This is a genomic window from Enterobacter sichuanensis, from assembly GCF_002939185.1.
Classification (GTDB): Bacteria; Pseudomonadota; Gammaproteobacteria; order Enterobacterales; family Enterobacteriaceae; genus Enterobacter; species Enterobacter sichuanensis.
The window spans coordinates 20895-34843 of record NZ_POVL01000049.1 but is presented as its reverse complement, the minus strand read 5'-3'; the positions used below and the strand labels follow the sequence as shown (position 1 = coordinate 34843).

Below are 13949 nucleotides of genomic sequence, written 5' to 3'. Positions count from 1 at the left end.
CCCCAAAGGGGAGAGGGAAGAGAAGGCGCTTAGCGTTTAGCCTGCTGGAACAGGTTATCCCACATGCCCAGCACCAGAGACTGGTCGCGCGGAGAGAGTTCTCCTGCCTGAATAGCTTTCTCCAGACTACGGGTGACTTCATCGTGAACGGCCTCGGCAGAGTGATCGTCCCCGGCCTCCAGCTCAGCAATAGCCAGCGTCAGGTGACCACGCAGATAACCGCTGGCGAACAGCTCATCATCGCTGGCGTGTTCCACCATGTCATCAATTAACGCCAGAATGCGTGATTCAAATTCTGCGATCATCTTCTTTCCTCTGTTAAAGATCTTCCGGCCAAGGGAAGCATTCCGCCGTGATCTCCGGCGTGTGGTAATAATTCTGTAACGCCTTGATTAAGCGTGCCGGACGTTCCGGAATGCCGTTCTCAAGATATGTCATCACCTGCGCGTGTACGCGGCGCTGGAAAACAATACGGTCCGGCTCGAAGTCGCCTTCAAGGTTGTCGCAGCTGACGTTGAACGGGAAACCCGCCGCCACGCAGAACAGCCACTCCAGCGCCTGCGGTTTCACTTCCACATCTTCAAACTGCCCCTGCGTAGCGGCGTCACGTCCGTCCGGGCAGTACCAGTAACCGAAATCCACCAGTTCGCGACGCGCTTTCCCTGCGATGCACCAGTGCGAAATCTCGTGCAGACCGCTGGCGTAGAAGCCGTGCGCGAACACGATACGGTGATACGGAACCTCGGCATCAGCAGGAAGATAGATCGGTTCGTCGTCGCCTTTAATCAGACGGGTATTAAAATCTTCAGCAAAACAGCCGTCAAAAATCTCAATCAGCTGTTCGTATTTATGCGTACTGTTCATTAGTTCATCCCCAACCAGGTGAGGATCTCCTGTCCATGGCTGTCATAAAGCAGTTTGGCGCTCATTACCGCCGAGACGATAACGATCATCGGGCGAATCAGTTTTTGTCCTTTGCTTAACACCAGACGCGAGCCTGCACGCGCCCCGAGGAACTGCCCTGCCATCATCACAAAGCCGGTTGCCCAGATGACCTTACCGCCAATGATAAACAGCAGCAGGCCGCCGACGTTCGAGGTGGCGTTGAGCACTTTGGCATGGGCGGTAGATTTGGCGAGGTTAAACCCGGCCAGCGTCACAAACGCCAGCGCGTAAAACGAGCCTGCGCCCGGGCCAAAGAAACCGTCGTAGAACCCCACGCAGCCGCCGGCAATCAGGGCAAACGGCAAACCGTGCAGACGACGCTGACGATCTTCTTCCCCGAGCTTTGGCATCAGCAAGAAGTAAAGGCCGATGCAGATGACCAGAACCGGCAGGATCTGGCGCAGAATATCGGACTGCACGTGCTGAACCAGCAGCGCGCCCGACGTCGAGCCGATAAAGGTCATCAGAATATTGAGCTTCTGGTCGGCAAGATTGACGACCTTGCGGCGAATAAAATAGAGCGACGCGGAAAGCGAGCCGCCACAGGCCTGGAGCTTGTTGGTCGCCAGCGCCTGCGCCGGACTCATGCCCGCCGCCAGCAGCGCGGGTACGGTTAACAACCCGCCCCCGCCCGCAAGGGCATCAATGAAACCGGCCAGCATAGCCACAAAGAACAGCACCACCAGCAGCAGCGGTGACACCATAAACAGATCGACGAAATTATCCATTAAAGTACATGCTCATCCAGTAGCGCCTGGCAGGAAGGCGGCAACGGAGGCGGTGTCTTCTTCTCAGGCTTAGAGGTTCCAGGTTTTGCCGGTTCAAACCAGCTTTGCAGTTCCGCACCACAGCCATCGCCTGGCGGAGGCAACGGCTGATCTTCACATTCCAGGCTGTTTGCCGGGCAACGCAGACGAACGTGCATATGCGCGCGATGCTGGAACCACGGGCGCACTTTGCGCAACCAGTCGCGATCGGTTCTCTCATCGAGGCACAGCTGTTGCTTGATAGCCGGGTTGACGAAGATCCGCGTAACGTCGTTATCTTTTGCCGCCAGCTTAATCAGGCTGAAGATATCCGGCGTCCACAGTGAGGGCACAACGCGCTTACCGTCGCTCGACACCAGATCCAGCGCCTGCGGTTTCAGCAACTGGGCTGAACTCCAGCGCGCTTTCGGCAGCTGCAGGAAGATATCGACATCCAGTCCGGTCTGGTGACTGGCGTGTCCACCGTTAAAACGACCGCCGGCAGGCATCCCCATATCGCCAATCAGCATCGTGCCCAGCCCCAGATTATGCACCTGATTTCCCAGACGCTGGATGAATAGCACCAGGTCCGGGTGGCCGAAATAGCGTCGCTGATCGGTGCGCATCACCTGGTAGGTATCGGACTGCAGAGGCAGCTCCTGAGCACCGACGATACATCCGTTCGAAAAAGCGCCAATAGACTGGGCGCTCCCCGCCACCGGGTGGGTGATTTTTTGCCATGGCGTCGCGGCCAGACTGGCTCCACTGGTCAGCAGCGCCAGCAGAGCAATTGCGGTTTTTTTCATGTTTACCAGCGTGGAATGGTGGTCGTCACATCCGCGTTCTGCGCGCGCTGGCGCAGGAAGTGATCCATCAGCACGATCGCCAGCATCGCTTCTGCGATCGGTACCGCGCGGATCCCCACGCACGGATCGTGACGTCCTTTGGTGATCATCTCAACTTCTTCGCCATCGCGGTTAATCGTGTGGCCCGGCACGGTAATGCTGGAGGTTGGCTTCAGCGCGATATTGGCAATAATCTGCTGCCCGCTGCTGATCCCGCCCAGAATGCCGCCCGCGTGGTTGCTCTGGAAGCCCTGTGCAGTAATTTCATCGCGGTTCTGGCTGCCGCGCAGGGATACCACGTCAAAACCGTCGCCAATTTCAACGCCCTTCACCGCGTTGATGCTCATCAGCGCGTGAGCGATGTCGGCGTCGAGGCGGTCAAATACCGGCTCGCCCCAGCCCGCCGGGACGCCATCGGCCACCACGGTCACTTTCGCGCCAATGGAGTCGCCCTCTTTCTTCAGGCCGCGCATCAGTTCATCCAGCGCTTCAAGCTTGTCGGCGTCAGCACAGAAGAACGGGTTTTGCTCGACCTGATCCCAGTCTTTGATCGCCAGCGGAATGTCGCCCATCTGGGTCAGACAGCCGCGAATAACGATGCCGAATTTCTGCTGCAGGTATTTCTTGGCAATGGCCCCTGCCGCCACGCGCATCGCGGTTTCGCGTGCCGATGAGCGTCCGCCGCCGCGATAGTCGCGAAAGCCGTATTTTTGTTCGTAGGTGTAATCAGCGTGACCCGGACGGAAGACGTCTTTGATGGCGCCGTAGTCCTGGGAGCGCTGATCGGTATTTTCGATCAGCAGACCAATGCTGGTGCCGGTGGTGCGGCCTTCAAAAACGCCGGAGAGAATTTTGACCTGGTCCGGCTCGCGACGCTGCGTGGTGTAGCGAGAGGTGCCCGGACGACGACGGTCAAGGTCGTGCTGTAAATCTGCTTCGGTCAGTTCTATACCTGGCGGTACGCCATCAACGATACAGCCCAGTGCCAGCCCGTGCGACTCACCAAACGTGGTCACCCGGAATACCTGTCCAATACTGTTTCCTGCCATCACGGCTCCGATGTTGTTGTTTGTGTTTGAGCGTTGTGAAACGGGCCGAAGCCCGCTGGATTAATCTTTATAGATGCTGAAGTGTTCGCGCGCGTCGAGCAGCTGCGCTTTGGTCAGCATAAAGACGCCGTCACCGCCGTTGTCGAACTCAAGCCAGGTGAACGGCACATCCGGGTACTGCTCTATCAGATGTACCATGCTGTTGCCCACTTCACAAATCAGAACGCCGTCGTCGGTGAGATAATCCGGCGCGCAGGCCAGAATGCGGCGGGTCAGCTTCAGGCCGTCAGAGCCTGACGCCAGACCCAGCTCCGGCTCGTGACGATATTCACTCGGCAGATCGGACATATCTTCCGCATCAACGTACGGCGGGTTAGTGACGATCAGATCGTACTGCAGCGTCGGCAGGTCGCGGAACAGGTCAGAGCGAATTGGCGTAACGTGATGGATCAGGCCGTGCTCTTCAATGTTGTGCTCGGTCACGGCCAGCGCGTCGGTGGAGATATCGACGGCGTCGACTTCCGCTTCCGGGAAGGCATAAGCGCAGGCAATGGCAATACAGCCGCTGCCGGTACACATATCCAGAATGTGCTGCGGCTGATGGCCGATCAGGCCTTCAAAGTGGTTGTTGATCAGCTCACCAATCGGCGAGCGCGGCACCAGCACGCGTTCATCGACATAGAACTCGTGGCCGCAGAACCAGGCTTTGTTGGTCAGGTAGGCGACCGGAATACGCTCGTTTACGCGGCGGATCACGCGCTCAACGATACGGTGTTTTTCGCTGGAGGTCAGACGCGCGGTGCGCATATCTTCCGGAATATCCAGCGGCAGGTAGAGGGATGGCAGTACCAGCTGCACGGCCTCATCCCACGGGTTATCGGTACCGTGACCGTACCAGATATTGGCGGCGCTGAAGCGGCTAACCGACCAGCGCAACATGTCCTGTATGGTATGCAGCTCGTTTACTGCTTCATCGACAAATATTTTATCCACTCTTTCCTCCAGGGCATGCTCGCATAATTTTCGGCGGCTAGTTTGCCATGAAGACGGCGATAAATCAGCAATGACGCGTCGCGCTTGAGGTTAAAAAATGCGTTTAGTCGGGTACACTATTGGAAATACGAGATGAGAATGACGAATGAAAAAGAAAACATCGCTCAGCGAGGAGGATCAGGCGCTCTTCCGCCAGCTGATGACAGGCACGCGCCAAATCAAGCAGGACACCCTCGTCCACCGTCCGATGCGCAAGAAAATTTCCGAAGTGCCGGTCAAAAGACTGTTGCAGGAGCAGGCCGATAACAGCCACTATTTTTCAGATGAATTTCAGCCACTGCTCAACACGCAAGGGGCTGTGAAGTATGTACGTGAAGACGTCAGCCATTTTGAGCTGAAAAAATTACGCCGTGGGGATTATTCGCCTGAGCTGTTTCTCGATCTGCACGGATTAACGCAGATGCAGGCCAAACAGGAGTTGGGCGCACTGATCGCAGCCTGTCGCCGCGAACATGTGTTTTGCGCCTGCGTGATGCATGGCCACGGTAAACATATTCTGAAGCAACAGACACCGCTGTGGCTGGCTCAGCATCCACACGTGATGGCATTTCATCAGGCACCCAAAGAGTACGGCGGTGATGCCGCATTACTGGTGTTGATTGAAGTGGAAGAGTGGCAACCGCCAGAATTACCCTGACAGGACGGCGGGAGGCAGAGTTTGCGCCCCCGCGCTATCGCACGTCACGTCAGATGGCTTTTGCCATCTTCAGGTTGCACGGACTCATTTGCCAGTTGAAGACACCTTTACCCGTTTCGTCGAGAGAAACATTGGCAATGGCAGATGTCGTGAACATCGGCGGGGTTTCGCCCGGGCACAGTTCAGATACCAGATAGCCAACCAGTGGCAGGTGGGAAATGACCAGCGCGGAGGCGACACCCTCATTGCACAGCGCCTGAAGATAAGCGCTGACAAGGCCGACATCGCCACATGGGGTGAGTTCAGGAAGAACATCCACACTGGCTGGCAGGTTCATACACTCCCCTACCACTTCCAGCGTCTGTTCTGCACGCAGGAACGGACTCACCAGAACGCGTTCGATGTCCACTTTTTGACCTTTAAGCCAGGTCGCCATCAGACGAGATTCGTCGCAGCCACAGACGGTCAAAGGACGTACTGAGTCACTGGCGGCATCGAGTGCCGCGTCGCCGTGACGCATGATAAAAACTTGCATATTGCACCGCTTTTGTTAACCAGAATCACCGGCGTTAACTACCCGCGATAAATGCTGAGAGGTAGAAAACCCGATGGCCGGGCATTGTGCCTGATCCATTCGGTGAATGAAACGCTGTTTTTTACCTCAATGGCGTAAGTATAGTCAATCTCTGTTTACAAAATCGCCAGAACAGGTTCATTCACTTCAGGATTTACCCTTCTTTGACCTCAGTTTACGAGGTCAGTTTCCCTTGCGGACCAAAATGTCTGGCCCCGCTCCGCCATCTGCAATAATTCGTCACACGGTGTAAACCGGGGGCCATATTGCGAAGCCAGACGTTGCAGGATTGCAACCACTTCACCCGCGCCGAGCGTATCCATGTAACGGAACGGGCCGCCAAGGAACGGCGGGAAACCTATGCCAAATACCGCGCCGATGTCGCCATCGCGCGCGCTCTTGATCACCTGCTCACCGAAGCAGCGCGCCGCTTCATTGAGCATCATCATCACGCAACGTTCAGCACACTGAACGGCGGACAATTTTCCCTGACCGGTGGTCGAAATAAGCCCATAAACCGAAGGGTCGACCTGTTTTCTGCTTTTACGCCCTTTCGCACCGTAAAGATAGAAACCGCGTTCATTTTTTCTGCCTTTGCGATCGTCCTTCAAAATTGCAGAAACAATGTTTGCAGGTGGGCTAAAACGATCTCCATAGGCCGCTTCCAGCACAGGTATAATTTTAGTGCCGGTGTCTATTCCCACCTCATCCAAAAGTTGGATTGGGCCAACGGGGAAACCAAACTTCACCAGCGCCTCGTCGACATGCTCGATTTTCTCGCCTTCCGTCAGCAGCCGCATCGCTTCATTAATATAGGGTGCCAGAATGCGGTTGACGTAAAAACCGGCTTTGTCTGCGACGACGATCGGCGTCTTACCCTGCATTTTGGCCAGTTTCACGACGGTGGCGATGGTTTGCGGGCTGGTTGCGGCATGCGGGATCACCTCTACCAGCGGCATTTTTTCTACCGGGCTGAAAAAGTGCAGGCCTATCAACTGCTCCGGACGCCCGGCCTTTGCCGCAATATCGCCAATCGGTAAAGACGACGTGTTTGAGGCAAAAATGGTATGCGGCGCGCAATGTTGCTCAACGTCAGCGACCATTTGCTGCTTAAGCGCCAGGTCTTCAAACACGGCTTCAATCACGACATCGCGGTGGGCAAAACCGCGGTAATCCGTCGTGCCGGAGATCAACGCCAGTATTTTATCACGCTCGCTGGCTCTGATATGGCGACGTTTTACCTTTTGATCAAGGTTCTGCCAGCTGTACTGCAGCGCGTGGTTGATCCCTTTCGCAGAGATGTCTTTGATCCTTACAGGCAATTTGCCTTTGCTTGCGGTAACAAAAGAGATACCGCCGCCCATAAGGCCGCCGCCCAGCACGCCAATGGCGTGCAGCGGCGCGGGTTGCGCCTCGCTGCCGGGATCTTTTTTCACATCGGTGCTGGCGAAGAAGATGCTGCGCAATGCCTGTGACTGTGGCGTCATCGCCAGTTCGCCAAAGGCTTTGGCCTCAGCGGCATAGCCGCTACTGGTTCCCTGGGACAGCCCGGTTTCAATAACCTCCAGGATCCGCTTTGCCGCCGGATAGTTACCTTTGGTTTTCTGTTCGGTCTTTTTGCCCACCATCCTGAACAGCAGCGTTCTCCCCAGTGGCCCGGCGAGCACGCGCTCGCGTACCGGCAGAGGACGTTTTGCCTGACGCCCTTTCAGCGCAAGCTCAACGGCGGCCTCCAGCAAAATGGCGTGCGGCACGACGTCATCCACCAGACCGGCTTTTAGCGCCTGGCGAGCACGTAACTGCTTACCGGTTAAGATCATCTCCAGCGCCGTGCTGACGCCCACCAGGCGCGGCAGACGCTGCGTTCCGCCAGAGCCAGGCAGCAGGCCAAGCTGCACTTCAGGAAGGCCTAAAACAGTTTTCGCATCGTCGGTACAGATGCGGCTATGGCAGGCCAGCGCCAGCTCCAGCCCACCGCCCAGACACGCCCCGTGGATCGCAGCAATAACCGGGATTGGCAGGCTGTTGATCTCCGCCATCACCTGCTGGCCCTGACGCGCCAGCTCTTCAGCATCCAGCGCGCTTTGCGCCCGGGCGATCATGTTAATGTCGGCCCCGGCAATAAAGTTGTCCGGCTTGGCAGAGATAAATACCAGACCGCGAATGGCCTTGTTTTCGCGGATCTGCTTTAGCATCGCGCGCACCTGAGTGCCAAACTCGGCCTTCAGGGTATTCATCTTTTCATCAGGGACATCAATGGTTATCACAGCGACGTTATCGAGGCGAACCGTCAGGTTAAATGCAGATGTCATTTCCATTATTCAGCCTCCAGAACCATTGCTGCACCCAGCCCGCCCGCCGCACAGGCGGTGACGAGACCAAAACCGCCGCCACGACGGCGTAACTCATGGAGTGTTTGGGTGATCATCCTCGCCCCGGTCGCCGCAAACGGATGACCGTAGGCAATAGAGCCCCCCAGCACGTTGAATTTACTCTGGTCCACTTCACCGGTGGCGTGCGCGCGGCCCAGCACGTCGCGCGCAAAACGCTCGCTTGCCAGCAGCTGTACGTTAGCCAGGGTTTGCGCGGCAAACGCTTCGTGCATGTCAATCAGGGTTAAATCCGCCAGCGTCAGCCCCGCGCGATCCAGCGCCAGCGGCGTGGACCATGCCGGGCCCAGCAGCATGTCCTGCCAGACATCAATGGCGGTGAAAGCATAGCTGCGTAAATAGCCCAGAGGCGTGATCCCAAGCTCTTTCGCGCGGGATTCGGTCATCAGGATCACGGCTGCGGCCCCGTCCGTCAGTGGCGTACTGTTAGCCGCCGTTACCGTACCGTGTTTACGGTCAAATGCTGGGCGCAGTTTTGCGTAATCCGCCAGCGTCGAGGTGCCGCGAATATTGTTATCCTCCGCGAGCGGTTCACGGAAAGGAGGAATATAGGCGGTCATGACCTCGTCGGTGAGTTTCCCTTCCGACCAGGCTTTTGCCGCAAGCTGATGTGAACGATGCGCCAGGGCATCCTGCTGTTCGCGGGTAATGCCGTACGTTTTGGCCATCTGCTCGGCGGTATCGCCCATGCGCAGGCCGGTGGAATATTCCGCGACGGCAGGTGGCACAGGCAGGAGATCGCGCAGGCGTAAACGCGAGAAAAGTTTCAGTTTCTGCCCGGTCGTGCGGGCTTTGTTGGCATCCACCAGGATGCGCGCCAGCTTTTTGCTGACCCCAATCGGCAGTACCGAAGAGGAGTCCGCCCCACCTGCAATCCCGGCGCGGATCGTACCCGCCATCAGGCTTTCTGCGACGTTAGCCACGGCCTGGAAACTGGTTGCACAGGCGCGGCTGACGCTGTAGGCATCGGTATGAACGTTCATCCCGGTCCCGAGAACAATTTCTCGTGCAATATTGGGGGCTTCCGGCATCTGCACTACCTGGCCGAAAACCAGTTGTTCGATGACCTCAGGCGGAATTTCGCTGCGAGCCAGCATCTCCCCCACTACCATTTTCCCCAGGTCAACAGCCGGTATGCCGTGAAACGCCGTAGCCTGACGAGCAAATGGCGTGCGCAACCCACTGACGATGGCAATACGGTCGCCCTGACGGGTAATAAGCGGTAATGCCTGACTCATAACACTCCCCTGTAAAAAATTTTCGCAAACGTTAAGTGGTCTGACCTGATAATAGTCTTAACCATTTTTTTACATTCAGCCAATCGGGGAAACGAAAAAGTGCGAGCTAAAACACAGAGAAGAAAAAGAAAAATGCCCTGAGGTAAAAGCAAAACGGTAACCCGTAGGTTACCGTTTTTAATGTTTGCGCCCTCTCCCGTGGGAGAGGGTCGGGGTGAGGGCATCAGGCCGCAGAAATTAACGCAGACCCAGCTGGAAAATCAGCGTTTCGGCTTCGCAGGCGAAGACAAAATCGATATCCAGCTTCACGCCGCCGTCTACTTCAGTGAAGGTAGACTTGATTTCGCACGGATCGGATTCGACGTCACGGGCACGCTTGCTCAGCGCGGCCAGAGTCTCTTCCGCTTCGGCACGGTTGGTGAATACACGGCTGTAAGAGGCGGTGCAATCGGAGTTGTCCATGATGGTGCCAACATCCATACAGCAGCAAACCGGGGTTTCATCAGCACTGCATTTACTCATAGCTCAATTTCCTCTGTATTCGCGCAGCGCGCGAGATAAACACGATGCTGATATTTTACGCCCCGGCGCGGGCGCTCTCCAGCCGTTAATGGCGTAAAAGCGGATAAGTGACCAATATCACACTAAAAAATGATCTAAAACAAAAACCACCCTTTTGGGTGAGTTGTGATGGTCACAATTTTGCCAACCAGATCTCGTTTCGTGAAACATGTTTGAAAATATTAATAAACAAACTTGCAACATTCATGCTGGTCGGACCTATACTCACGCCACTGGTCTGATTTGTCTGTCATACCTCAGACCCTACACTTCGCGCTCCTGTTACGGTATGTAACAATTATTGAATAAAAATAACTCAATGAGGTTATGGTCATGAGCCAGAAAACCCTGTTCAACAAAACTGCGCTGGCAGTCGCAGTGGCAATCGTCTCTACTTCCGCCTGGTCAGCGGGCTTTCAGTTAAACGAATTTTCTTCCTCTGGCCTTGGCCGCGCGTATTCAGGGGAAGGTGCTATTGCTGATGATGCGGGTAACGCGAGTCGTAACCCGGCATTGATCATGATGTTTGATCGTCCAACCTTCTCTGCCGGGGCGATTTTCGTCGACCCGGGCGTTGATATTACGGGCCGTTCACCTACCGGTGCCAGCCTGAATTCAGATAACATCGCGCCAACGGCGTGGGTGCCAAACCTGCATTTCGTGGCGCCTATAAATGACCAGTTTGGCTGGGGTGCCTCCGTGACCTCTAACTACGGTTTAGCGACCGAGTTTGGTGATAACTACGCAGCAGGTGCCTACGGTGGTAAAACTGACCTTGAAACCCTGAACCTGAACCTGAGTGGCGCTTACCGTCTGGACAGCCACTGGAGCTTCGGCGTGGGCTTTGATGCGGTGTACGCCAAAGCGAAAATCGAGCGCTATGCAGGTGATCTGGGCAAAATCGTCGCGGGTTCAGGCGCACTGCCACCACCACTGGCGCAGCAAGTGGCGGGCATTCCGGCAGACACCCAGATTGCTTATCTGAAGGGTGACGAATGGGGCTTCGGCTGGAACGCCGGTATCCTGTACGAACTCGATAAGAACAACCGTTACGGCTTTACCTACCGTTCCGAAGTAAAAATCGACTTTGATGGCGATTACAAGAGCAGCCTGCCTTCCGCCTATAACCAGATCCTCGGCAACTTCGGCCTGCCGTTGGGTACCAACGGCAGTACCACGGGTGGTTCTCTGAGCCTGCACCTGCCGGAAATGTGGGAGCTGTCCGGTTATAACCGCGTGGCACCGCAGTGGGCGATCCACTATAGCCTGACCTACACCAGCTGGAGCCAGTTCCAGGAGCTGAAGGCGACCAACAGCAAGGGCGACACGCTCTTCTATAAAGATGAAAGCTTCCGCGACGCTTACCGCATCGCGCTGGGGACCACCTACTATATGGATGATAACTGGACGTTCCGTACCGGTATTGCCTTCGATGACAGCCCGGTTCCTGCCGACAAGCGCTCCATCTCTATTCCGGATCAGGACCGTTTCTGGCTGAGCGCAGGTGCGACCTATGCCTTCAATAAGGATGCCTCAATTGACGCCGGTATCTCTTATATGCACGGTCAAAAAGTTTCCTTCAAAGAAGGTCCGTATGAGTTCTCTTCCGAAGGTAAAGCCTGGCTGTATGGTATGAACTTCAACTACGCGTTCTAATCGCGCAGGAATTGAAAAAGGTGAGCATCGCTCACCTTTTTTATTTACTCCGAATCGATATCTTTTAGTTCGTTCTCGATCGCCTTCGCGTTTGGATTCTCTTCCGGTTTCAGCTTACCGCCGTTTGCAATAAAGTCATGATTCTGGAAGTACGCTTCACGCACCATAATGTACGGGTCAGAAGACTGACGCAGCAGACCGTCGGAGTCGAGCAGTTGCGCGCGGGTTTCAATCCCTTCCACCGTCCATTTACCCACCGACAGCGGCCAGGTCAGCCACGACAGGACCGGATACAGCGTATCCACCATATCGCCGCCGTCATCACGGAGAGTAAAGCTACCGTAGAACGGTAATTGCACGTAGGGACCATACCCGACGCCATAATGTCCCAGCGTGCTGCCGAAACGGTGCGGCTGTTCACGCTGCAGTTTCGGGTTAGCCATGCCGGCAACATCGATAAAGCCACCCATCCCCAATATGGAGTTCAGGAAGAAGCGAGTAAAGTGGACCATCCCCTGATACGGGTCACCCTGCAGGAAGTAGTTCACCATGACCGCAGGTTCTTCGAGGTTGCTGGTAAAGTTACTTAACCCATTACGCGCAGGTTGTGGAACATAATCGCGCCATGCTACAGCCACCGGACGAACCACATACGGGTCCAGCACGTTGTAGTTGAAGTTATACATGGAGCGGTTAAATCCTTCGAGAGGATCGGAGCGTCCCGTTTGCTCCCCGGAGCTGGCGCAGCCCACAAGCATCGTCGCGCCCAGCGCAAGCGCCGACAGCCGAAGTTTCATAAAAATCTCCCTGTTCAGTATGGCTATCATTGATTGCCATCCGTAACGGAGCCGTTGACGCTCCGTCTGTAAACGTGCAAGCGATTGTAACAGCACGTTTACCGATGTCTATGAGCACAATTACGGGCAGTAACCACCGTGACTCTGATCTCAGCATAGCCTGGCTTTTGGAATTCGTTTCGCTGGCAATTTTATAATGTCTTTGAAAGAGATGTATCACCTTTGTTGTCATTGCCACCAATTTAAGACCATCCCCACAGGCATCCGGATAAAAGCCGCTACGCTTTAAAGAAAGATCAACCTCCGGGAGCAGATATGAAAGAAGTGGGTGAAGAAAAAATTGGCGAGAGTAATGAGGAGATTGAAATTGAAAGCGAGGAGAAAGCGCGCGGCGAGAAGATAGAAATTGATGAGGATCGCCTCCCTTCCCGCGCGATGGCCATCCACGAACATATACGCCAGGATGGCGAAAAAGAGATGGAGCGCGATGCTATGGCCCTCTTCTGGTCGGCTATCGCTGCGGGTCTGTCAATGGGGGCGTCCCTGCTCGCAAAAGGGATATTTCATGTTCAGCTGGAAGGTGTGCCCGGAGGCTTTTTACTGGAGAACCTCGGCTATACCTTTGGTTTTATTATCGTCATTATGGCTCGCCAGCAGCTGTTTACCGAAAACACTGTCACCGCCGTTCTGCCGGTGATGCAAAACCCTACCCTCGGCAATTTCGGTCTGTTAATGCGTCTGTGGAGCGTGGTGCTGCTGGGCAACATCATCGGTACCGGCATCGCGGCCTGGGCGTTTGAATATATGCCCATTTTTGATGAACCCACCCGGGACGCATTTGTGAAAATCGGCATGGACGTGATGAAAAACACGCCCGTCGAAATGTTCTCAAACGCCATCATCTCCGGCTGGATTATCGCCACGATGGTCTGGATGTTTCCTTCTGCCGGTAGCGCAAAAATTGTGGTGATCATCCTGATGACCTGGCTGATCGCGCTGGCCGACACCACGCACATTGTGGTCGGTACCGTGGAGATCCTCTATCTGGTCTTTAACGGTACGCTGCACTGGAGCGATTTTTTCTGGCCGTTCGCCCTGCCGACGCTGGCGGGAAATATCTGCGGCGGGACGTTTATTTTCGCACTGTTAAGCCATGCTCAAATCCGTAACGACATGTCTAACAAACGCAAAGCTGAGCGTAAGGCGCGGGAAAATGATGATAAACCGACAAAAAAATCGACCTGAATGGTGACTCTTTGAGCAGTCAGGCGGCGATGCGCTTAACGCAAAGTGTAAATAACGCTATACTCGTGCCGCCTCGTCCCCTTAGTTAAATGGATATAACGAGCCCCTCCTAAGGGCTAGTTGCAGGTTCGATTCCTGCAGGGGACACCATAGCTACATCTCAGCAAGTCTAATAACTTCCATAACTAACTGATTTAAATCCTAATCACTAAT

Annotated in this window: 14 protein-coding genes and 1 tRNA gene; 4 read left to right on the top strand and 11 right to left on the bottom strand. The window is 55.2% G+C overall.

Annotated features, from left to right (window positions below; genetic code table 11):
* Positions 1 to 29 precede the first annotated feature (29 nt).
* From C5687_RS19105 to prmB, 6 genes are read right to left on the bottom strand one after another with little or no spacing between them, the layout of a single operon-like run.
* The gene (locus tag C5687_RS19105) at positions 30 to 305 is read right to left on the bottom strand and encodes a YfcL family protein (protein WP_025757148.1); all 276 of its coding nucleotides are present in this window, start codon (positions 303 to 305) and stop codon (positions 30 to 32) included.
* A gap of 13 nt (positions 306 to 318) precedes the next feature.
* The gene (locus C5687_RS19100) at positions 319 to 864 is read right to left on the bottom strand and encodes an elongation factor P hydroxylase (protein ID WP_025757147.1); all 546 of its coding nucleotides are present in this window, start codon (positions 862 to 864) and stop codon (positions 319 to 321) included.
* Positions 864 to 1673, bottom strand: a complete 810-nt coding sequence (locus tag C5687_RS19095) for a sulfite exporter TauE/SafE family protein (RefSeq protein WP_025757146.1) — start codon at positions 1671 to 1673, stop codon at positions 864 to 866. Before C5687_RS19095 ends, C5687_RS19100 begins: the two co-directional genes overlap by 1 nt.
* Complete coding sequence (mepA, locus tag C5687_RS19090) at positions 1673 to 2497, bottom strand: penicillin-insensitive murein endopeptidase (RefSeq protein ID WP_104557570.1); 825 nt, start codon at positions 2495 to 2497, stop codon at positions 1673 to 1675. Before mepA ends, C5687_RS19095 begins: the two co-directional genes overlap by 1 nt.
* Positions 2498 to 2499: 2 nt before the next feature.
* Positions 2500 to 3585: a chorismate synthase gene (gene aroC / locus C5687_RS19085; protein ID WP_025757144.1), complete on the bottom strand. Its 1086-nt coding sequence runs from the start codon at positions 3583 to 3585 to the stop codon at positions 2500 to 2502.
* 60 nt (positions 3586 to 3645) lie between these two features.
* Positions 3646 to 4578 (bottom strand): 50S ribosomal protein L3 N(5)-glutamine methyltransferase, encoded by a 933-nt coding sequence (gene prmB, locus C5687_RS19080; protein WP_025757143.1) that lies wholly within the window; start codon positions 4576 to 4578, stop codon positions 3646 to 3648.
* A gap of 145 nt (positions 4579 to 4723) precedes the next feature.
* Between prmB and smrB the strand changes: the two genes are divergently transcribed.
* Complete coding sequence (gene smrB / locus C5687_RS19075; protein WP_045285802.1) at positions 4724 to 5275, top strand: endonuclease SmrB; 552 nt, start codon at positions 4724 to 4726, stop codon at positions 5273 to 5275.
* A 49-nt stretch (positions 5276 to 5324) separates the two neighbouring features.
* Here the strand turns inward: smrB and sixA are convergent, their stop codons facing one another.
* The 4 genes from sixA to C5687_RS19055 all read right to left on the bottom strand — a co-directional run bounded on the left by sixA (position 5325) and on the right by C5687_RS19055 (position 9999).
* Positions 5325 to 5810 carry a phosphohistidine phosphatase SixA gene (gene sixA, locus C5687_RS19070; RefSeq protein WP_025757141.1) on the bottom strand — a complete coding sequence of 162 codons (486 nt, stop codon included), beginning with the start codon at positions 5808 to 5810 and terminating at the stop codon, positions 5325 to 5327.
* Between the two features lie 209 nt (positions 5811 to 6019).
* Entirely contained in the window at positions 6020 to 8167 is a 2148-nt protein-coding gene (gene fadJ, locus C5687_RS19065; RefSeq protein ID WP_104557569.1) for a fatty acid oxidation complex subunit alpha FadJ, read from the bottom strand.
* Positions 8167 to 9477 (bottom strand): acetyl-CoA C-acyltransferase FadI, encoded by a 1311-nt coding sequence (gene fadI, locus C5687_RS19060; protein ID WP_025757139.1) that lies wholly within the window; start codon positions 9475 to 9477, stop codon positions 8167 to 8169. The genes fadJ and fadI overlap by 1 nt, the downstream gene beginning before the upstream one ends.
* Positions 9478 to 9714: 237 nt before the next feature.
* The gene (locus tag C5687_RS19055) at positions 9715 to 9999 is read right to left on the bottom strand and encodes a YfcZ/YiiS family protein (protein ID WP_014832805.1); all 285 of its coding nucleotides are present in this window, start codon (positions 9997 to 9999) and stop codon (positions 9715 to 9717) included.
* A gap of 372 nt (positions 10000 to 10371) precedes the next feature.
* On the opposite strand from C5687_RS19055, the gene fadL reads away from it, so the two are divergent.
* Complete coding sequence (fadL, locus tag C5687_RS19045; protein WP_032672454.1) at positions 10372 to 11694, top strand: long-chain fatty acid transporter FadL; 1323 nt, start codon at positions 10372 to 10374, stop codon at positions 11692 to 11694.
* 44 nt (positions 11695 to 11738) lie between these two features.
* On the opposite strand, the gene mlaA is transcribed toward fadL, so the two are convergent.
* On the bottom strand, positions 11739 to 12491 hold the full coding sequence (gene mlaA, locus C5687_RS19040) for a phospholipid-binding lipoprotein MlaA (protein ID WP_025757137.1): 753 nt from the start codon (positions 12489 to 12491) through the stop codon (positions 11739 to 11741).
* A gap of 315 nt (positions 12492 to 12806) precedes the next feature.
* Between mlaA and C5687_RS19035 the strand changes: the two genes are divergently transcribed.
* Complete coding sequence (locus C5687_RS19035) at positions 12807 to 13736, top strand: formate/nitrite transporter family protein (RefSeq protein ID WP_104557568.1); 930 nt, start codon at positions 12807 to 12809, stop codon at positions 13734 to 13736.
* 75 nt (positions 13737 to 13811) lie between these two features.
* A tRNA-Arg gene (locus C5687_RS19030) sits at positions 13812 to 13886 on the top strand.
* The last annotated feature ends 63 nt before the right edge of the window (positions 13887 to 13949 follow it).